This is a genomic window from Burkholderia sp. BCC0097, from assembly GCF_902832985.1.
Classification (GTDB): Bacteria; Pseudomonadota; Gammaproteobacteria; order Burkholderiales; family Burkholderiaceae; genus Burkholderia; species Burkholderia orbicola.
On record NZ_CADFDM010000001.1, the window covers coordinates 521,831 to 543,059 of the forward strand.

The following is a 21,229-nucleotide window of genomic DNA, read 5'->3' on the forward strand; positions in this document are numbered from 1 at the left end:
GCCGCGATGATTCGACGAACCCGTTCGCACCCCGATGCACCGCCGCTGCCCACGCTGCGCTACGTCAAATGGCGCTGGCTGCATTTCCGGCGCGCGTGGACCGACACGCGCGCCGACCGCATACCGAGCTGGTCGCGCCTGTATCTGCGCACCTACCTGCATTTGCTCGGCCTCGTGGTGCTGACCGCGCTGGTGCCCGCGCTCGCGCTGTGCGTCGAATTGTCGCCGCAGGTCGTGTGGCATGCGTTCGACTCGCTGCCGGGCGACATCTGGATCGTGCTCGCGTTCGTGTTCACCGCGCCCGCGCTCGCCGCGTACCGGTGGATGCGGCCGGTCTGGTCGGATCTCGTGATGGTGCGCGAGCGCGCGATCGACTTCACCGGCGGGCGCTTCAACACGCGCGCGCGCGAATCGCACAGCGTGATCATCGGCCCGCTGGCGCGCACGCTGAATGCGCTCGCGATGCGCATGGAGCGGCTGATCGCCGCGCAGCGCGATCTGACGAACGGAATCTCGCACGAGTTGCGCACGCCGCTCGCGCGTGTGCGCTTCGCGCTCGAAATGCTGCGCGAACCGGGTTCGGCGGCCGAATACCAGGGCGCGCTCGAGAGCATCGCGCAGGACGTGACCGAGCTCGAGGAGCTGATCGACATGAGCCTCACGTATGCCCGGCTCGAATACAGCTCGCTGCAGTCGAACCTCGAGATGACGGCGCCCGTCGCGTGGTTCGAGCACCAGATAAACGACGCGCAACTGCTGTATCCGGACCGGGCGATCGAGTCGCGCATCGAGATCGGATCGGACTTGCGCGTGAAGATGGACCGCCGGCTGATGTCGTATGCGATGCGCAACCTGTTGCGCAACGCGAGCAAGTACGCGAAATCGCGGATCGTCGTCGGGATCTCGCTCGTGCACGGCAACATCGGGATCTTCGTCGAGGACGACGGCCCCGGCGTGCCCGAGAGCGAGCGCGAACGGATCTTCGACGCGTTCGTGCGCCTCGACCGTCGCACCGGCGGCTACGGGCTCGGCCTGTCGATCACGCGACAGGTGCTCCACGCGCACAACGGCCGGATCGCGGTCGTCGATCCGGTCGAGCTCGGCGGCGCGCGATTCGAGATCAGCTGGCCGGTCTAGGGCGTGAACACGCGCTGGCGATACGCGGCAAGCGTCCCGAGCCTCGCCGTAACGCTAGTACGACAGCACACAGCCGCGCGCGCCGGACTCGAGCGCGTCGCCAGTCTTTGCCGCCATACGTTCCCCATATCGATGCCTTCCGCAGCGCGATCGCGGGACGATTCGTTTGCCACGCGTTCGCGCTTTGCATTACGATTGCAATTGCAACTATATGGGCGGACCGATCCGTGACGGCGGAAGTGGGCGCCCTGCGACGCAGCAGTGAAGCCGGGGCCGCCACGATGGCCGCCCCGTTGTTCATGCATTCCTGTCCGGGTCAAACATCATGCGGCTTTTGAATATCGTGTCTTCTCCTCGTGGCGCAAGGTCGGCTTCGATCGCGGTCGCCAATGCCTTTGTCGATGCGTACCGGCAGACGGGCGCAACGCTCGACGTCGATACGTTGAATGTCTGGGAGGAGGATTTGCCGGACTTCGACCGCGACGCGATCGGCGCGAAGTACAAGGGCGTCGCCAACGCGCCGATGGACGCGGCGGAGCAGTCGATCTGGCGACGCATCCAGTCGCTCGTGAAGCGCTTTCAGGAAGCGGACCGGATCGTCGTCGGCGTGCCGATGTGGAATTTCGGCTATCCGTACAAGCTCAAGCAACTGATCGATCTCGTCAGCCAGCGGAACATGCTGTTTACGTTCGACGGCAATGCCTATGCGCCGCTGCTGGAGATTCCGCGCGCGCTGGTCATCCATGTGCGCGGGCAAAGCCGGGAAACCGGCGCGGGCGCCGACAATCCCGGGTTCCGGCATCAGGCCGACTACATCGAATTCTGGTTGAGGTTCATCGGCGTGAGCGACGTCAGGAGCCTGACCGTCGAGCACACGTGGAGTGCGCGGGCAGGCGACAGCATCGAGCGGGCGCAAGCGCGGGCGGTCGCGATGGCTGCCGATTTCTGATCAGGGAACACGCACGCGCGATGGTCACCCGGATGCCGCCGCGGCGGCATCCGCGCATGCTCAATAAGTACGGCCGAGCTGCAGGTAGAAGTTGCGTCGGCCGCTGGGGGCGAGCGCCACGCCGATATAGACGGGCCCGAATGCGGTCGACAGGCTCGTGAAGAACGTGTAGCTCTGCTTGAGCGCGCCGCCGCCGATCTTCTGGCCGCTCGACCAGACGTTGCCGACTTCCGCGCTGGCGCCCACCGACAGCGCCTTGATCGGCGATGCGTTGAACGTCATCAACTGGTTCATGTACGTGATCTGCCCGTACGCGAGCTCGTTGCCGTTCAACTGGTCGGCCGCATAGGCGGACAGATGCTGGAAGCCGCCCAGCGTGAAGTTGAACGCATTGATGAGGTTGGTGCCGCCGATGCTCTTGCCGCCTTCGATCGTTGCGCTGACGCTGTGCCGGCCGAACTGCTGCGCGATCATCGCCTTGCCGTAGATCTCGGTGTAAGGCGCGTTGCTGATCCCGTCGGCGAAATCCTGCGCCGAGCCGCCGTTGCGCGACACCAGCGAGCGCTCGACCCGCAGTTCGCCGAAATAACCCTTGCGCGGGAACATCGGATCGTCGAGCTGATCGATGACGAGCCGCGCCCGCGCGATCAGCGCCTGGGACGTGAAGCTCGGCCACAGCAGCGCCTGGCCGCTGCCGTCGTCGAACGGCAGGTTGTAGGTCGGCGAGCCGTGCCCGGTCACGTAGCCGAGACCGATGCGGAAATCGCCGAGCCGCGCGATCGGCAGGCCGAGGTCGATCCCGGCGCGCGCCGTCTGCATCAGGTACTGCGTGATCTTCACGTCGCCGGAGTCGTCGTACAGGTTCGCGTAGCGACGCTGATATTCCGCGTACGGCGACAGGTAGACGCCGTACGCGGTCGACAGCGGCTGGCGCAATTCGACGCGCGCCGACTGCAGGTCGCTGCCGATCGTCGTGTCCGCGCGGAATTCGAGCCCCGATTCCGTGAGCCACGGCCGCCGGTAGCCGACGTGCAGGCGGAAGCCGCCTTCATCGGTCGAACTGCTCGACATGCCGAGCCCGAACAGCAGGAAGTTGGGCCCCCAGTACTTCTCGCGCGCGTCGATCTCGAGCACGTTGTCGTCGCCGCGGCTGACGATCTGCTGCGTGACGCTCTCGAAGTTGCCGCCGGTCGTGAGGCCGAGCAGATCCTGGCTGACGGTCTTCGGATCGTAGATGTCGCCCGGTTTCACGTGCAGCGCGTTGCTGACGACGCGCTTCGGCACGCCGCCGCTGGTCTTGATGTCGATGCGCGTGATCCGGATCGGCGGCGGCAGCGGCTGCGCATGTGAGGACCGGTAGGCCGCGTACTGTTCCGGCGTGAGCGCGAAACGCCGCAGCTTCGGCAGCGCCGCGGTCGCGGCGGCCGCGCCGGCGGCGATCGCCTGCTTCGCGTTCTGGAAATCGGTGAACGCGAGCGAGCCGAGGTCCGGCGTGAGCAGCACGTCCCGCGCGTCGAGCTGCTTGCGCTGCGCGGTCACGTTCTGGCGGATCAGGATGCCGACCATCTGCTGCATCACGTCGGCCGGCGACGCGAGCGCGTCGAGCGGACGCAGTTGCGAGCCGATGTCGACGGCGATCACGACGTTCGCGCCCATCTGCCGCGCGGTGTCGACGGGCAGGTTGCTGACGAGGCCGCCGTCCACGAGCGCACGCCCGTTGATCTCGGCCGGCGCGAACAGGCCCGGCATCGCCATGCTCGCGCGAATCGCGAGCGGCAGCGAGCCGTGGTCGAGCACGACCATCTGGCCCGTCTGCAGGTCGGTCGCGACCGCGCGGTACGGGATCGGCAACTGGTCGAACGGCTGGTTGGTCGGCACGGCGGCCGTCCAGTTCGCGAGCAGCGCCTGCAGCCGGTTGCCCTGGACGAGGCCGACCGGCGCCTTGACGCCTTTCTTGCCGAAGCCGAGCGTCAGCCCGTTGATGTACAGGCGTTCGTCCTCGCGGCTGGTTTGCGGCAGGTCCGCGCGGTCCGTCACGTCGAACGCGATATCCGCCAGGTTGACCTCCGACAGCCGCTTCTGCATTTCGTCGGCCGCCATCCCGCTCGCATACAGGCCGCCGACCACGGCGCCCATGCTGGTGCCCGCGATGCAGTCGATCGGGATGCGGTTGTCCTCCAGGACCTTCAGGACCCCGAGGTGTGCATAGCCGCGCGCACCGCCGCCGGACAGCACGAGGCCGATCGACGGGCGGCCGGCCGGGCCGCCGTCGGCCGTGCAGGTGTGCGCGGACGCAGCGGGTGCGGTGGGCGTGGCGGCAGCCGGCGCGTTGGCTGCAGCGGCAACGGTCTGGGCAGCGGCGGAGTCGGCGGCCGGCAGCGGTTGCGCGGCGACCGTGCAGCACCAGAAGGCAACGAGCGCCGTGCAGAGCGGGCCCAGCGGCGCCCAGCGGAAGAAAACGGTCGCTGTCATGGTGAAGATACCTGGCGTGATCGTGCGTCTGAGGCCTGCCGGGAGCAGGCAAGACCGAGAGATTACCGTGTTTTACAGGCCCGACGCGAGAGGCCGTTGCGTAGCCGGACGTGCCCGAAACGCCACATTCGGCAAATTCGTCGCGAAAAAATCATCGGAATTGCCTAAAGTATCGGAACGATTTGCCGCTAAGCTCGTGATGGGGCGGTATGGACGCGCGGCAAAAAGTGCGGCGCGGCTGTCCCGGCCCGTTCCCTCACCAAGGTTTGATATGTCGACACCGCTGTTCGGAAAGTTGTTTGCGCAACCCGTTGCGATCGACCCGGGAACGGCGAGTACACGGATCTATACGCACGAACGCGGCGTGGTGCTGAACCAGCCGTCGGTCGTGTGCTTCCGCAAGGGCGGCGCGAGCGACGCGCGGCCGACGCTCGAGGCCGTCGGCGAGCTGGCCAAGGCGCTGCTCGGCCGCGAACCGGGGCATCTCGAAGCCGTGCGGCCCATGCGCCACGGCGTGATCGCGGACGCGCACGCGGCCGAGCAGATGATCCGCAGCTTCATCGACATGTCGCGCACGCGCTCGCGCTTCGGCCGCCGCGTCGAGGTCACGTTGTGCGTGCCGTCCGACGCGACGGCCGTCGAGCGCCGCGCGATCCGCGAGGCCGCGTTCGCGGCGGGCGTATCGGAGGTCGAACTGATCGAGGAATCGCTGGCGGCCGGGCTCGGCGCGGGTTTGCCGGTGACCGAGCCGATCGGCTCGATGGTCATCGACATCGGCGGCGGGACGACCGAAGTCGCGGTCATCGCGCTCGGCGGCATCGTCTACCGCGAGGCGATCCGCGTCGGCGGCAGCCAGTTCGACGCGGCGATCGTCAACCATGTCCGCAACCTGTACGGCGTGCTGCTCGGCGAACAGACGGCGGAGCACGTGAAGAAGACGATCGGCTCGGCCACCAGCGCGGTGCCGCGCACGTCGACCCGCGCCGTCGGCCGCAGCATTGCAGACGGCCTGCCGCGTTCGGTCGAGCTGTCCAACCACGACGTCGCGGACGCGCTGGCCGCGCCGCTCAAGCAGGTAATCGGCGCGGTGAAGTCGGTGCTGGAAAACGCGCCGGCCGAACTCGTGACCGACATCGCGAATCGCGGCGTGGTGCTCACCGGCGGCGGCGCGCTGCTCGCCGATCTCGAGCGCCTGCTGTACGACGAGACCGGGCTGGTCGCGCGGATCGCCGACGAGCCGGCCACCTGCGCGGTGCGCGGCGCCGGCGAGGCGATGGGGCGGCTCGCGATGTGCCCGGCCGATTGAGCCCGGCAGTGCCGGTTTCGCGGCGCGGCGCATCCTTCACATTCTTTCGATCTCCCTATGGCCGGCCTGCGTGGCCGGCATCGGTTCGTCGCATGGACAGGCGCGAGCGCGCCGTGCTAGCGTGACGCGCCCGTCGTGACATGCCCATTCGGGGCCGGGCCGGCCGATGCGCCCGACGACACCTGAGAGACCGAATACCTTGAAATATCGAACCAAACGGAGCTTCGCGGCCCGGGCCGGCCGCGTGCTGGCCGTCGTCGCGTGCGTCTGGGCCGCGGCGGCGGCCGCGATCGTCGTCCATGGCATGCGGATGCCCAGCGACCCGGCGGACGTCGCGGTGATCTTCGGCAACGCGCTCGACGATACCGGCGCGCCGAAGCCCGCGCTCGCGGCCCGGCTCGATGTGGGCGTGCGCTGCTACCGCGCGGGGCAGTGCCCGGCGTTTCTGGTCAGCGGCGCGATCGACGGCCCCGGGCTGAACGAGGCGACGGCGATGCGCGACTACCTCGTCGCGCGCGGCGTGCCGGCGGACCGGATCGCCGTCGACGACCAGGGCGACAACACGCTCGCGACCGCGCAGCACACGCTGGCCTATTTGCGTACCCATCGTGTGTCGCGGGTGCTGATCGTCAGCCAGTATTACCACCTTGCACGGGCGCGCCTCGCGTTCGAGCGCGTCGGCATTGCGCGGGCGAACATCTCCGCCGCCTATCCGCGCCGCTTTCAGTGGCGCGATGTCTATTCGAGCTGGCGGGAGGTGCCGGCCTACGCGGTGTATGCGGTGCGGCTGTGGGTGAATCCCGATGCGCGGCCGGTTTCGTTTCGGCCGATGCTTTATTTGATGCGGCTGTTTTCGTGAAGCGGTGGCCCCGGGCGCGCGCGCTTCCAATCAGCGTGGCTTCCTGCTCCCTTCGGTTGCCTACCGTCTCGTGCCGGCGGTGCGAACGTCATTGATGCCGGACGAACGATAACGATTTGCGTGCTCGCTTCATTTCAAGACGAAAATCGAAGCAATGTTCGTGATTGTTTGAAAATCCGCATTCGCATGCCAATTTATCGAATGCGGATGAGTCGTATTGGCGATTCCCGACGGTCAATATATTGCGCTGCAAAATTCGCATATGGTTAATCAAGGCGATATATCAGTGTTTTCACGGATGCGGCGTATCCAATATCTCTGAGAAAAATCAAAAGCGCCCGCGAAAAACGTGCCGGATGTCATTGCCGAGAACCTGTCGGGGAGTAAAAAGTACATATTCCTTGGCGCTTGATCCGACGGGAAAATATCGACTGGCAAACGGCCCGGGTTTGATATAGCCTTGTTTGATAAAAGCAGGGCGGTAATCAAATCAACCAGAAAGTCGCTGCAAAAATATAGGGGCCACCATCATGTCATTCGACTAGTTTTCGAACCTGCACTCCCGGGTTGTTCAAAAAATTCATCCATGAATAAACCGACGTCGCGTCGCGATTGCCGGAGCGGACGCTTTTATCCGTGATTTTCTGCCGTGCGTCAGCCGGTGTGGCCGCAATACCAATACCAAAGCCGAAATCAATAACGAGGGAAAGCATGACTATTGCGCGTTCGAAAAAAGCGGGTGAGCCGTTTCCGAGACTGCTGTTGCCCACGGGCGTGTTTCTGGCGCTGTCGGGCGCGGGCATTGTTCCTGCCCATGCGGCCTGCAGCACGGCGGGCACCACGGTGACCTGTTCCGGCGTCGCGAATCCGCTGGCACCCAGTTATTCGAACAGCGCCAACAACGTGAACGCGACGGTCAACCCCGGCGCGAGCGTCGGCGTGCTGCTCGGCGTCGGCGGCACGGCGATGTCGCTGACCGGCAATAACGTCAAGCTGACCAACAACGGGACGATCGATCCGTCGGTGCTCGGCTCGGGGCTCGGCGTGCTGTCGAGCGGCACGGTGGTCGGCAACGCGGCGGCGAGCACCACGACCGTGACCAACAACGGCACGATGATGGGCTCGACCGGCGTGGCGATCAGCGGCGTGACGGGCATGGCGCTGGCGGTTCAAAACGGCACGGGCGGCACGTCGACGATTACGAACACCGGTTCGATCGGCTCCAACCCGCTGGTCGGTGCGACCCTCAGCGGAGCCGATGCACCGGTGGTCGCCGCCTACGGCGGCGGCACGGTCAACATGACGAACAGCGGAACGATCACCGGTCGCGTGTCGTTGGGGTCGAGCGGCACACCGGGACAGGGCAATACGTTCACCAACTCGGGCACGATCAACGGCGGCGTGTCGATGGGGGCGAACAGCACGAATACGTTCAATGCCGTGACGGGCTCGTCGGTCAATACGGCCGGCGGCACCGGCGGCGCATTCAACATCACGGTCGGGCCGATCACGCTCGGCGTGGCGGCAACCGGCGTGGTCGACGGTGGCGCGGGTGGCAACAACACGCTCAACCTGCAGCAGGGAACTGCGGCGAACGGCACGATCGCGGCCAACAACTACATCAACTTCAATCACCTCGACGTCACGAGCGGCAACTGGACGATCAACGGCGCGTCCACCGCGCAGGACGCGACGCTGTTGGGCGGCGTCGCGATCATCAACGACAACGCGTCGCTCGGCACCGGTACCGTCACGGGCAACGGCGGCGCGTTGCAGGCCGGCACGACGGGACTCAACGTCTCCAACAACGTGTCGCTTGGCGCGGGCGGCCTGACGGTGCAGGGTGCGACCGGCCTGACGCTGTCCGGCGGGGTGTCGGGTGTCGGCGCGCTGACGAAGAACGACGGCGGCACGCTGACGCTGTCCGGCGCGAACAGCTACACGGGCGGCACGAACCTGAATGCCGGCGGCCTGGTGGTCGGCAACAATTCGGCGCTCGGCATCGGCGCGCTGAACGTCAACGCGTCGGCGTCGCTCGACGCGAGCACGAACGTGACGCTCGCCAACATGGTCAATGTCGCGACCGGCTCGACGCTGACGATCGGCGGCAGCAACGATCTCGGGCTGACCGGCACGATCAGCGGCAGCGGCGGCCTCACGAAGAACGGCGCGGCGACCACGACGCTGAGCGGCGTGAATACGTATACGGGCGACACGACCATCAACAGCGGCACGCTCGCGCTGAACGGGGCCGGCAGCCTGTCGGCGACCGGCACGGTCAACCTGACCGGTGCGGGCGCAACGTTCGACGTGACCGGTGCATCGGGCGCGCGGACCATCGGCGCGCTGGCCGGCGCGGCCGGCACGAACGTGACCCTCGGCGCCAATTCGCTGACGCTCAACGGCAGTGGCAATGCGACCTATGCCGGCACAATCGGCGGGTCTGGCAGCGTGACGCTGTCGGGCAGCGGCACGCAATCGCTGACGGGCTCGAACGTGTACACGGGCGGCACGAACCTGAACGGCGGCAACCTCGTCGTCGGCAGCAATACGTCGCTCGGCATCGGCGCGGTGAACGTGAACGGCTCGTCGTCGCTCGATGCGACCACCAACGTGACGCTCGCGAACGGCGTCAACCTCGCGACGGGCACGACGCTGACCCTTGGCGGCAGCACCGATCTCGGCCTCGGCGGCGTGGTTTCCGGCGGCGGCGGTCTCGTGAAGAACGGTGCGGCGACGCTCACGCTGTCGGGTGCGAACAACTATGCAGGCGGCACGACGCTGAATGCCGGCGGACTGGTGCTCGGCAACGGCTCGGCGCTCGGCACCGGCGCGCTGACCGTCGGCGGCTCGGCGACGCTCGATACGAACACGAACCTCACGGTCGGCAACGCGATCGATATCGGGACGGGCAATACGCTGACGCTCGGCGGCAGCAACGCGCTCGGGCTGAGCGGTGCGATTTCCGGCGCGGGCAGCCTCGTGAAGAACGGCGCGGCGACCACGACGCTGACGGGCGCGAACACATACACCGGCGGCACGACGATCAATGCCGGCACGCTTGCACTCGGCGCGGGCGGCAGCCTGTCGTCCACGGGCACGGTGAACCTGGTCAATCCGGGGGCCGCGCTCGACATCAGCGCCGGCAGCGCGCAGTCGATCGGCGCGCTGACGGGCGGCATCGGCACGAGCGTGAGCCTCGGCGCCAACGCACTGACGCTGGGCGGGACCGCGAGCGGCACGTTCAGCGGCACGATCGGCGGCACCGGCAGCCTGACGCTGGCGGGTACCGGCACGCAGACGCTGAACGGCGCAAATACGTACACCGGCGGGACGAACCTCAATAGCGGCAGTCTGGTGCTGGGCAACAACGGGGCGCTGGGCGCCGGCGCGCTGACCGTCGGCGGTTCGGCCACGCTCGATACGAACACGAACCTCACGGTCGGCAATGCGATCAACCTCACGACGGGTACGGCCCTGACGCTCGGCGGCAGCAACGCACTCGGGCTGAGCGGGACGATTTCCGGCGCGGGTGCGCTCGTGAAGAACGGTGCGGCCACCACGACGCTGACCGGCGCGAACACGTACACGGGCGGCACGACGATCAACGCGGGGACGCTGGCGCTGGGCGCGGGCGGCAGCCTCGCATCGACCGGCGCGATGAATCTCGCGGGTGCCGGCGCGACGCTCGATCTCAGCGCCGCGACGGGCGGCCAGACGCTCGGTGCGCTGTCGGGTGTCACCGGTACGAACATCAACCTCGGGAGCAACGCACTGACGCTGGGCGGGACCGCCAGCGGCACGTTCAGCGGTGCGATCGGCGGTACCGGCAGCCTGACGCTGGCAGGCACCGGCACGCAGACGCTGAACGGCGCGAGCACCTATTCCGGCGGGACGAACCTCAATAGCGGCAGCCTTGTGCTCGGCAACAGCGGGGCGCTTGGCGCCGGTGCACTGAACGTCGGCGGCGCGGCCACGCTCGATACGAATGCGACCTTGTCGGTCGGCAATGCGGTCAATCTCGGTACGGGCGCCGCACTGACGCTGGGCGGCAGCAACAGTCTCACGCTGGGCGGTGCGATTTCCGGTGCGGGCAGCCTCGTGAAGGACGGTGCGGCCACCACCACGCTGACCGGCGCGAATACCTACACGGGCGGCACGACGATCAACGCGGGGACGCTGGCGGTGAGCGCGGGCGGCAGCCTCGCATCGACCGGCGCGATGAACCTGGCAGGCGCAGGCGCGACGCTGGATCTGAGCGGCGCGGCGGGCGGGCAGACGCTCGGCGCGCTGTCGGGCGTCGCGGGAACCAACGTCAACCTCGGCGGCAACGCACTGACGCTCGGCGGCACGGCCAGCGGAACGTTCGGCGGGGTGATCGGCGGCACCGGCGGTCTCACGTTGTCGGGCACCGGCACGCAGACGCTGTCCGGCGCGAACACCTATACGGGCGGCACGACGATCAACAGCGGCAGCACGCTGGCACTCGGCGCGGGCGGTAGCCTGGCGTCGACCGGCACGGTGAATCTGGCCGGGTCGGGTGCGACGTTCAACCTGGGTGGCGCATCGGGCGCGCAGACGATCGGCGCGCTGACCGGCGCGGCCGGCACGAATGTGAACCTCGGCAACGGGCTGACGCTGAGCAACGCGGGCAACTACGCGTTCGGTGGCGCGATCGGCGGCACGGGCGGTCTGACGCTGGCCGGCGCGGGTACGCAAACGCTGACGGGCGCGAACACCTACACGGGCGGGACGACGATCGGCGGCGGCAGCACGCTCGCACTCGGCGCAGGCGGCAGCCTTGCGGCGACCGGTGCCGTGAACCTCTCGGCAGCGGGGGCGATGTTCGACTTGAGCGGCGCGTCGGGCGCGCAGACGATCGGCGCGCTGACCGGCGCGGCCGGTACGAACGTGACCTTGGGTGCGAATGCGCTGACGCTGAACGGCAGCGGCAACAACACGTTCGGCGGCGCGATCGGCGGAGCGGGCGCGGTGACGTTCGCCGGCATGGGCACGCAGACGCTGACGGGCGCGAACACGTACACGGGCGGCACGACGATTGGCGGCGGCAGCACGCTGGCGCTCGGCGCGGGCGGCAGCCTTGCATCGACGGGCGCGGTGAATCTCGCGGGCACCGGTGCGACGTTCGACGTGAGTGGTGCGACGGGCGCGCAAACGGTCGGTGCGCTGACCGGCGCAGCCGGCACGAGCGTGAACCTCGGCGGCAACGCGCTGACGCTGAACGGCAGCGGCAACAACACGTACGGCGGCACGATCGGCGGGACGGGCGGCTTGACGCTCGCGGGCACCGGCACGCAGACGCTGACGGGTGCGAACACGTACACGGGCGGCACGACGATCGGCGGCGGCAGCACGCTGGCACTTGGCGCGGGCGGCAGCCTGGCGTCGACGGGCGCGGTGAACCTCGCGGGCGCGGCTGCGACGTTCGACGTGAGCGGTGCGACGGGCGCACAGACGGTCGGCTCGCTCACCGGTGCGGCCGGCACCGTCGTCAGCCTCGGTGCGAATGCGCTGACGCTGAACGGCAGCGGTAACAGCACGTTCGGCGGCATGATCGGCGGGACGGGCGGCGTGACGTTTGCCGGCAGCGGCACGCAGACGCTGACGGGGGCGAACACGTACACCGGCGGCACGACGATCAACGGCGGCAGTACGCTCGCGCTCGGCGCGGGCGGCAGTCTCGCGTCGGGCAGTGGGGTGAATCTTGCGGGGGCCGGTGCGAAGTTCGACCTGAGCGGCGCGACGGGCGCGCAGACGCTCGGCACGCTGTCGGGCGCAGCCGGTACCAACGTGAACCTCGGCGCGAACGCGTTGACGCTGAACGGCAGCGGCAACGGTACGTTCGGCGGCGCGATCGGCGGTACCGGCGGCCTGACGTTGTCGGGCAGCGGCACGCAGACGCTGACGGGCGCGAACACGTACCCGGGCGGCACGACGATCAACGGCGGCAGCACGCTGGCACTCGGTGCAGGCGGCAGTCTTGCTGCGACCGGTGCCGTGAACCTCGCGGGCACGGGGGCCACGTTCGATCTGGGCGGCGCATCGGGCGCGCAGACGATCGGTTCGCTGGCCGGTGCAGCCGGCACGAATGTGAACCTCGGCGGCAACGCGCTGACGCTGAGCGGCAACGGCAGCAGCACGTTCGGCGGCGCGATCGGCGGCACCGGGGGCCTTACGTTGTCGGGCAACGGCACGCAGACGCTGGCGGGCGCGAACACGTACACGGGCGGCACGACGATCAGCGGCGGCGGCACGCTGGCGCTGGGTGCGGGCGGCAGCCTCGCATCGACCGGCGCGGTGAACCTCACCGGCGCCGGTGCGACGCTCAATCTGAGCGGTGCGACGGGCGCGCAAACGATCGGCACACTGGCCGGCGTGGCCGGCACGAACGTGAACCTCGGCGCGAATGCGCTGACGCTGAATGGCGCCACCAACGGTACGTTCGGCGGCACGATCGGCGGGACGGGCGGTGTGACGGTCGCCGGCACCGGCACGCAGACGCTGACGGGTGCGAACACGTACACGGGCGGCACGACGATCAACGGCGGCAGCACGCTCGCGCTCGGCGCAGGCGGCAGCCTCGCGTCGGGCGGCGCCGTGAATCTCGCGGGCACCGGCGCGACGTTCGACGTGAGCGGCGCGACGGGCGCGCAGACGCTCGGCACGCTCGCCGGCGCGGCCGGCACGAACGTGAATCTCGGTGCGAACGCGCTGACGTTGAACGGCAGCGGCAACGGTACGTTCGGCGGCACGATTGGCGGAACGGCCGGCGTGACGTTCGCCGGCACGGGCACGCAGACGCTGACGGGCGCGAACACGTACACGGGCGGCACGACGATCAACGGCGGCAGCACGCTTGCGCTGGGAGCTGGTGGCAGTCTCGCTTCCGGTAGCGCGGTGAATCTCGCGGGCACCGGCGCGACGTTCGACGTGAGCGGCGCGACGGGCGCGCAGACGCTGGGCACGCTCGCCGGCGCGGCCGGCACGAACGTGAATCTCGGCGCGAATGCGCTGACGTTGAATGGCAGCGGCAACGGTACGTTCGGCGGCACGATCGGCGGAACGGGCGGCGTGACGCTGGCAGGCACCGGCACGCAGACGCTGACGGGCGCGAACACGTATACGGGCGGCACGACGATCAACGGCGGCAGCACACTCGCGCTCGGCGCGGGCGGCAGCCTCGCCTCGACGGGCGCGGTGAATCTCGCGGGCACCGGCGCCACGTTCGACGTGAGCGGGGCGACCGGCACGCAAACGGTCGGTGCGCTGTCGGGCGCGGCCGGCACGAACGTGAATCTTGGTGCGAATGCACTGGCGCTGAACGGCAGCGGCAGCAGTACGTTCGGCGGCACGATCGGTGGCGCGGGCGGGGTGACGGTGGCGAGCGGCACGCAGGTGCTGACCGGCGACAACACGTACACCGGCGGCACCACGATCGCGGCCGGCGGCACGCTGCAACTCGGCAACGGCGGCACGTCGGGCAGCGTGGCCGGCAACGTCGTCGACAACGGTGCGCTGATCGTCAATCAATCGGGCAATGTGACGATCGCGAGCGTGCTGTCCGGCACCGGCTCCCTCACCCAGGCCGGCAGCGGACAACTGACCCTGACCGGCACGAGCACGCTGAGCGGCCCGACCACGGTCGGCGCGGGCACGCTCGCCGTCAACGGTTCGCTCGGCCAGTCGACCGTCACCGTGCAGAGCGGCGCGACGCTGACGGGTACCGGCACGATCGGCGGCCTCGTGGTGCAGGGCGGCGCGACGGCGGCCGCCACGCAACCGGGCGCGGCGCTAAACGTGGGCGGCAACGTCACGTTCCAGCCGGGTTCGACGTTCCAGGTCGCCGCCACGCCGCAGCAAAGCGGCAGTCTCGCGGCGAGCGGCACGGCGACGCTGAACGGCGGCACCGTGCAGGTGCTCGCGAACCAGAGCGGCTACCAGCCGAGCACGACATACACGATCCTCAGCGCGTCGTCGGGCGTGCAGGGCGCGTTCACCCAGGTGAGCGCGAACTACGCGTTCCTGACGCCGACCCTCAGCTACGATCCGGGTCACGTGTATCTGCGGCTGGTTCAGAACGGCACGTCGCTGCCCGACGTCGCGACGACGCCGAACCAGCGGTCGGTCGCGACCGCGCTGGGCGGGCTCGGCACCGGCAATCCGCTGTACGACGCGGTGCTGACGACCGACGCGCCGACCGCGCGCCGCGCGTACGGGCTGCTCGACGGCGAACTGCAGGCGAGCCTGAAGAGCATGCTGCTGCTCGACAGCCGTTATGTGCGCGACGCGGTGACCGATCGCGTCCGTCAAGGCCTCGCGCCCGGGTCGGGCCCGCTCGCGGCCCTGTCGTCGGGCGGCGCCGCGCTGTGCGGCGACAACACGGCCGGCGTGACCGATCCGACGCTGCCGCCGGAACGCCGGATCGGTTCGCGCGACGGGTGCTACGGCGGCACGCCGTATCAGCCGGTCGTCTGGGGGCAGGCGTTCGGCGGCCGCAGCCGGCTCGCCGGCGACGGCAACGCGTCGTCGATCAACCGCAGCATGACGGGCTTCATCGCCGGCGCCGACATGGCGCTCAACGACAAGTGGCGCGCGGGTCTGGCCGCCGGTGTCACGCACGGCTCGCTCGACAACGACCAGAGTTCGTCGGCCGCGGTGAACAGCTACTACCTGTCGCTGTACGGCGGCGCGCAGTACGGCGCGCTCGGCGTGCGCGGCGGCGCGTCGTACACGTGGTATCGCATCAACAGCGACCGCTATCCGGGCTTCGCGGGCTTCTCGGATCACGACTCGGCCGGCTACAACGCGAATTCGGCGCAGGTGTTCGGTGAAGTCGGCTACGCGCTGCCGGTCGGGCCGGTCGCGATCGAACCGTTCGCGGGCCTCGCGTATGTGAATCTGCATACCGACGGCTATACCGAAACCGGCGGCGCGGCGGCCCTGCGTGCCGGCGGCGAGACGACCCACGTCGGCTTCTCGACGCTCGGCCTGCGCGCGGCGTCGCAACTCGGCTCGATCGCGAGCGGCACGTTCACCGCGCGCGGGACGGTCGGCTGGCGGCATGCGTTCGGCAACGTGCGGCCGTCGTCGGCGTTCACGTTCGCGAACGGCGGCACGTCGTTCCAGGTGTCGGGCGTGCCGATTGCGCGCGACAGCGCGGTGCTCGAAGCCGGCATCGACGCGAACATCACGAAGCGCCTGACGCTCGGCCTCACGTACAGCGGCCAGTACGGCAGCGGCGTGCGCGACAACGCGATCCTCGGCAACATCCTGTGGAAATTCTGACCGGCAACTGAGGTGCCCGTGCGCGGCGCGCTGCGACGAAGCAACGTCGCAGCGCGCCGCGGCCGTTTCGGCGCTGCGCACGTTCGCCGTTCTGGCCTATCCTGTGCGAAACACGCGACGCGCGCCGCGCGTTGCGCCTCGACACAGGAGCATCGATGCCGAATCACGCCGAAGCCACGACGACGCAGGCGCCGCAAGTCGCGCCGGTTCCCCCGACCCCCGCGTCGGGTCCCGCTTTCATCGCGCCCGAAGCCGATCCGCAGGTTCTCGCGCGCAACAACCAGTACGTGCTGAAATCCGGCGACGCGTTCGTGGTCAGCGACGCGCTCGGCGACATCGGCGGGCATGACGACGGCCTGTTCGTCGACGACATGCGCGTGCTGTCGAAATGGCGCCTGACGTTCGGCGGCCGCGCGCCGTCGCTGCTGTCGGGCGCGACGAGCGCCGACAACGCGTCGTTCACCGCGCACCTGACGAACCGCCCGCTGCCGCCGCTCGGCGGCCACGAGACGCCCGAGGGCGTGATCCACATCGAGCGGCTGCGCGTGCTCGCGGGCGACGTGCTGTACGAAGCGCTGACGCTCACGAACTACGGCGCGAGCGAAGCCGAGGTGCCGCTGTCGCTGTCGTTCGCGGCCGATTTCAAGGACATGTTCGAGGTGCGTGGCACGCAGCGGCCGAAGCGCGGCACGGTGGGCGCGCCGCGCGTCGATGCGGGTGCGGTGCGGCTGCGCTACGACGGCCTCGACGGCGTCGAGCGCAACGTGACCGTGCATTTCTCGCCGGCGCCGGATGCGCTGTCGGTCGATCGTGCCGACTACACGCTGACGATCGCCGCGCAGGCGTGCGTGTCGATCTACCTGACCGTCGACGCGACGCTCGGGCCCGCGCAGGCCGAAGGGCCCGGTTGCGGCCGCGTCGCGTTGCGCACCGCGCTCGTCGGTGTGCATCGCGAGATGCGGGCGCGGCGCGAGTCGATGGCGCGCGTGAACACCGGCAATCCGCTGTTCGACGCGTGGCTCGATCGTTCGCTCGCGGATCTCGGGCTGCTCACGACGCAACTCGACACGGGGCCGTACCCGTATGCGGGCATTCCGTGGTTCTCGACGCCGTTTGGCCGCGACGCGATCATCACGTCGCTGCAGATGTTGTGGCTGCAGCCATCGCTCGCGCGCGGCGTGCTGCGTTTTCTCGCCGAGCACCAGGCGCGCGAGACCTCCGCGTTTCGCGACGCGGAGCCCGGCAAGATCATGCACGAGTTCCGCCGCAGCGAGATGGCCGCGACAGGCGAGGTGCCGTTCGCCCTGTACTACGGCGGCGTCGATACGACTCCGCTGTTCATCGTGCTCGCGGGCGCCTATGTCGAACGCACCGGCGACGATGCGCTGATCGACGAGCTGTGGCCCGCGCTCGAGCGCGCCGCGCAATGGGTGATCGACAAGTGCGACCGCAATCCGTACGGACTGCTCGATTACCAGCGCACGTCGGAGCGCGGCCTCGCGAACCAGGGCTGGAAGGACAGCCACGATTCGGTGTTCCATGCGGATGGCCGTTTCCCGGATGGCCCGATCGCGCTCGTCGAAGTGCAGGCCTATGCATGCGCGGCGCTCGACGCGATGTCGGCATGCTCGCACCGGCGCGGTCATGCGGCCGACGCGACACGCTATGCATTGCGCGCGAAGACGCTGCGTGACCAGGTCGACGCGCTGTTCTGGATGCCGGAAGGCGACTTCTACGGGATCGCGCTCGACGGTCATGGCGAGCTGTGCCGCGTGTTCGCGTCGAATGCGGGCCACCTGCTCGCATTCGGGCTGCCCGACGCCGAGCGCGGCGCGGCGGTCGCCGGCGTGCTCGGCTCCGCGCTGTTCCAGACGGGCTGGGGCATCCGCACGCTCGCGGCCGGCCAGCCGCGCTTCAACCCGATGGCGTACCACAACGGCTCGGTGTGGCCGCACGACAATGCGCTGATCGCGCGCGGCCTGGCGCGCTACGGCGACAAGACGGCCGCGGTGAATCTGCTGCGCGCGCTGTTCGAGGCGGCGGTGAGTTTCGAGATGCGCCTGCCGGAGTTGTTCTGCGGATTCCCGCGCCGGCGCGGCGAACCGCCGACCGCGTATCCGGTGGCCTGCCTGCCGCAGGCGTGGGCGGCAGGCGCGCCGTTCATGATGCTGCAGGCGTGCCTCGGCGTGAGCATCGACGCGTCGCGCCACGAGGTGCGCGTCGAGCGCCCGGCATTGCCGGAAGGCGTCGACTGGCTGCGGATCGACGCGCTGCGCGTGGGCGACGAAACCGTGTCGCTGACGTTCCGCCGCGTCGATGGACAGGTCGTCGCGGCGGCGGAGCAGCCGGGCCGCGTGAAGGTGGTCGCGGTGCTGTAGCGGCCGGCTGCGCGAACGTTGCGCGATGTCGCGCCACGTTCGCGCGCAGCGGCATAGAATCGTGACATGACCCTTGAACGATGGCGGAGGTAGACGATGACGACCGACAACCGGCCCGACGACGGCGAGCACAAGCTCGAGAATCTGGAAGCGGCGGTCGACCACCTGCACAAGTCGATCGAATCGCAGAGCATCGCGGTTGGCGCGGCGAAGGGCATCCTGTTCAGCCTGATCGAAACGCTCGGCGCACTGATCGGCGACCCCGACCTGCCCGAGCATGCGCGTTCGGGCTACGAAGCGCTGCGCGACAAGGCGAGCGAATTGCGCGGCGGGCTCGACCACCATTGAGCGTTGATGCACGGGCAGCGCACGCGCTGCCCGATTCGGCAGACGAAGCACAAAATCCCGTGCGCTCAATCAGTTAGGCGCCCGATACGCAGGATATCCACAAGCTTGCCAACACAATCTGTGGAGAACCCGGCCGTCCCTCGGCTGGGTGAACCACGCGTGCGCGGCGTGCGGTTCGACCATCGTTCTGGTGCCACACCCTTGACCGGTCAAGGTCCGCGGATCGAATCCCCTTGTGTATCAAGATGTTACGCGTCTGATCTGACGGATATCCACAGGCTTGCCAACAAAATCTGTGGACAACTCTCAATTGATTGCATCGCAATGGTTGAGGATCAGGCGACAACGCGACGGGCCGCGAAGCCCGTGCGCAAAGGCTGCCCGCGCCGTGCATCGGCGCGCGAATGCGTGCGCGATCAAGGGCTTAGACGCCAGGTACCCAGGATATCCACATCCTTGCCAACACTTTCTGTGGACAAGCGCGACCGGGTTACCCGGCCGCCGCCGCGCCGGCCGCTTCCGCCACGATCCAGTCGCGAAAGAGCGTCATCGCGGGCGTCAGCGGTTTCGATTTCAGCGACGTGAGCCAGTAGCCGCCGGCGCGTACGTCGATGTCGAGCGGTCGTGCGAGCAAACCGAGCTGCAGTTCGCGCGCGAACATGCAGGCGGGGGCGAGCGCGACGCCCGCACCCTGCATCGCGGCCTCGACCATCAACCGGGACGAATCGAACACGGGCCCGTTGACGGCCCACGGTTCGAGTTGCGCGGCGTCGAACCAGCCGAGCCATTCGTCGGTGCGATATGAGCGCAGCAGCGTTTCGTTCGCGAGATCGGCCGGCCGCGCGAGGCGCCGTGCAATGTCCGGCGTGCACAGCGCGGTGAGCGGCGCATCGAGCAGCCGCTCGTTGCGCGTCGCCGGCCAGTTGCCAACGCCGAAGCGGATCGCGAAATCGAGGCCCTCGGCGGCGAGATCGACGACGTTGTTGTTGGTCCGCAGCCGCAGTTCGACGAAGGGGTGCGTGTCGCCGAACTGCTTCAGCCGCGGCATTAGCCAGCCTAGGGCAAAGGTGCCAACGACGCCGAGCGTCAGCACCTCGTGGAAACGCCCGCCGTCGAACTGCTTGAGCACCGTCTCGATGCGGCTGAACGCGTCGCTCAGCACCGGCAGCAGCGCGCGCCCCTCGTCGGTCAGCCCGAGACCACGCGGCAGCCGCGTAAAGAGCGTGCAGCCGAGCCGCTCCTCGAGCGAGCGCACCTGCTGGCTGACGGCGGCCTGGGTCACGCTCAGCTCGAGGCCGGCGCGCGTGAAGTTCAGGTGGCGCGCCGACGATTCGAACGCGCGCAACGCATTGAGCGGAAGATGAGGGCGGAGCTTAGTCATAAGAATTTCTTTTGTCAGCGCTCAATTATCGTTGCTTGTCAGGCAACCGTAAAGTCTCGATAGTGCTGTCTCGGCGACCGACCGTTGTCAACGCGTCAACGACGTTTCGCCGCCATTCCACCACGAGACAACCGACATGACCTACTCATCGAAACGTCGAACCCTGTTGCTGGCTGCCGCGACGGCGCCGCTCGTTCTCACCGTCACCGCGTGCGCGTCGCGGCAGGGCGCTGCGCCGGACGAAGCCACGCAGGCAGCGGCGGCTGCCGCGGACGCCATCGCGCCCGCGGCGGCGGCGACGACGCTTGCCGATCTCGAGCGGGAGGCGGGCGGCCGTCTCGGCGTATGCGCGATCGACACGGCGAGCGGTCGCGTCATCGAGCATCGCGCGGGCGAGCGTTTCCCGTTCTGCAGTACGTTCAAGGCGATGCTGAGCGCGGCCGTGCTCGCGCAGAGCGTCGAGCGGCCGGGCCTGCTGCAACAGCGCGTGACTTATACCAGGGCCGACCTCGTCAACTATTCGCCGGTGTCGGAGAAGCACGTCGGCGCGGGCATGACGGTCGCCGCGCTGTGCGAGGCCGCGATCCAGTACAGCGACAATTCGGCCGCGAACCTGCTGATGAAGCTGATCGGCGGCCCGTCGGCGGTAACGGCCTACGCGCGCTCGATCGGCGACGATGCGTTCCGGCTCGATCGATGGGAGACCGAACTGAATACCGCGCTGCCGGGCGACCCGCGCGACACGACGACGCCCGCCGCGATGGCCGCCAGCCTGCGCGTGCTGACGCTTGGCGACGCATTGCCGGCCGCGCAGCGCGCGCAGCTCGTCGCGTGGCTGCGCGGCAACAAGGTCGGCGACAAGCGGATTCGTGCGGGCGTGCCGGCCGGGTGGGCGGTCGGCGACAAGACCGGTACCGGCGACTACGGGACGACGAACGACGCCGGCGTCATCTGGCCGACGTCGCGCGCGCCGATCGTGCTGGCCGTGTACTACACGCAGACGCGAGCCGATGCGCGGGCGAAGGACGACGTGATCGCGTCGGTCGCGCGCATCGTCGCGCAGGCGTTCGGTTGAGCGGCGCGGCACGGTGTG

General features: G+C 68.8%; 11 protein-coding genes. 8 read left to right on the forward strand and 3 right to left on the reverse strand.

Translation table 11 applies throughout. The features are described from left to right. The first annotated feature begins 6 nt into the window (after positions 1-6). Positions 7-1,137 carry an ATP-binding protein gene (locus tag HWX07_RS02280; RefSeq protein ID WP_175875021.1) on the forward strand — a complete coding sequence of 377 codons (1,131 nt, stop codon included), beginning with the start codon at positions 7-9 and terminating at the stop codon, positions 1,135-1,137. Positions 1,138-1,462: 325 nt separating this feature from the next. Next, positions 1,463-2,086: an NAD(P)H-dependent oxidoreductase gene (locus HWX07_RS02285; RefSeq protein ID WP_175875022.1), complete on the forward strand. Its 624-nt coding sequence runs from the start codon at positions 1,463-1,465 to the stop codon at positions 2,084-2,086. A 60-nt stretch (positions 2,087-2,146) separates the two neighbouring features. Here the strand turns inward: HWX07_RS02285 and HWX07_RS02290 are convergent, their stop codons facing one another. Next, positions 2,147-4,558, reverse strand: a complete 2,412-nt coding sequence (locus HWX07_RS02290; RefSeq protein ID WP_175875023.1) for a patatin-like phospholipase family protein — start codon at positions 4,556-4,558, stop codon at positions 2,147-2,149. A 271-nt stretch (positions 4,559-4,829) separates the two neighbouring features. Here HWX07_RS02290 and HWX07_RS02295 point away from each other — a divergent pair, with 271 nt between their 5' ends. Further along, positions 4,830-5,864: a rod shape-determining protein gene (locus tag HWX07_RS02295; RefSeq protein WP_175875024.1), complete on the forward strand. Its 1,035-nt coding sequence runs from the start codon at positions 4,830-4,832 to the stop codon at positions 5,862-5,864. 166 nt (positions 5,865-6,030) lie between these two features. Continuing rightward, positions 6,031-6,723, forward strand: coding sequence for a YdcF family protein (locus HWX07_RS02300; protein ID WP_175875025.1), 693 nt, complete (start codon positions 6,031-6,033; stop codon positions 6,721-6,723). A gap of 533 nt (positions 6,724-7,256) precedes the next feature. Here the strand turns inward: HWX07_RS02300 and HWX07_RS02305 are convergent. Beyond that, positions 7,257-7,436 (reverse strand): hypothetical protein, encoded by a 180-nt coding sequence (locus tag HWX07_RS02305; protein WP_175875026.1) that lies wholly within the window; start codon positions 7,434-7,436, stop codon positions 7,257-7,259. Between HWX07_RS02305 and HWX07_RS02310 the strand changes: the two genes are divergently transcribed. The 3 genes from HWX07_RS02310 (at position 7,435) to HWX07_RS02320 (ending at position 18,755) form a co-directional block, all read left to right on the forward strand. Further along, on the forward strand, positions 7,435-16,029 hold the full coding sequence (locus HWX07_RS02310; RefSeq protein ID WP_175875027.1) for an autotransporter-associated beta strand repeat-containing protein: 8,595 nt from the start codon (positions 7,435-7,437) through the stop codon (positions 16,027-16,029). The genes HWX07_RS02305 and HWX07_RS02310 overlap by 2 nt on opposite strands. 155 nt (positions 16,030-16,184) lie before the next feature. Next, complete coding sequence (locus tag HWX07_RS02315) at positions 16,185-18,407, forward strand: amylo-alpha-1,6-glucosidase (RefSeq protein ID WP_124700173.1); 2,223 nt, start codon at positions 16,185-16,187, stop codon at positions 18,405-18,407. Positions 18,408-18,503: 96 nt separating this feature from the next. Continuing rightward, positions 18,504-18,755 (forward strand): hypothetical protein, encoded by a 252-nt coding sequence (locus tag HWX07_RS02320; RefSeq protein ID WP_174434011.1) that lies wholly within the window; start codon positions 18,504-18,506, stop codon positions 18,753-18,755. Positions 18,756-19,245: 490 nt separating this feature from the next. On the opposite strand, the gene penR is transcribed toward HWX07_RS02320, so the two are convergent. After that, positions 19,246-20,136: a beta-lactamase transcriptional regulator PenR gene (gene penR / locus HWX07_RS02325; RefSeq protein WP_175875028.1), complete on the reverse strand. Its 891-nt coding sequence runs from the start codon at positions 20,134-20,136 to the stop codon at positions 19,246-19,248. 136 nt (positions 20,137-20,272) lie between these two features. On the opposite strand from penR, the gene blaPEN-B reads away from it, so the two are divergent. Next, positions 20,273-21,211: a PEN-B family class A beta-lactamase gene (gene blaPEN-B / locus HWX07_RS02330; RefSeq protein WP_175875029.1), complete on the forward strand. Its 939-nt coding sequence runs from the start codon at positions 20,273-20,275 to the stop codon at positions 21,209-21,211. Positions 21,212-21,229 lie beyond the last annotated feature (18 nt).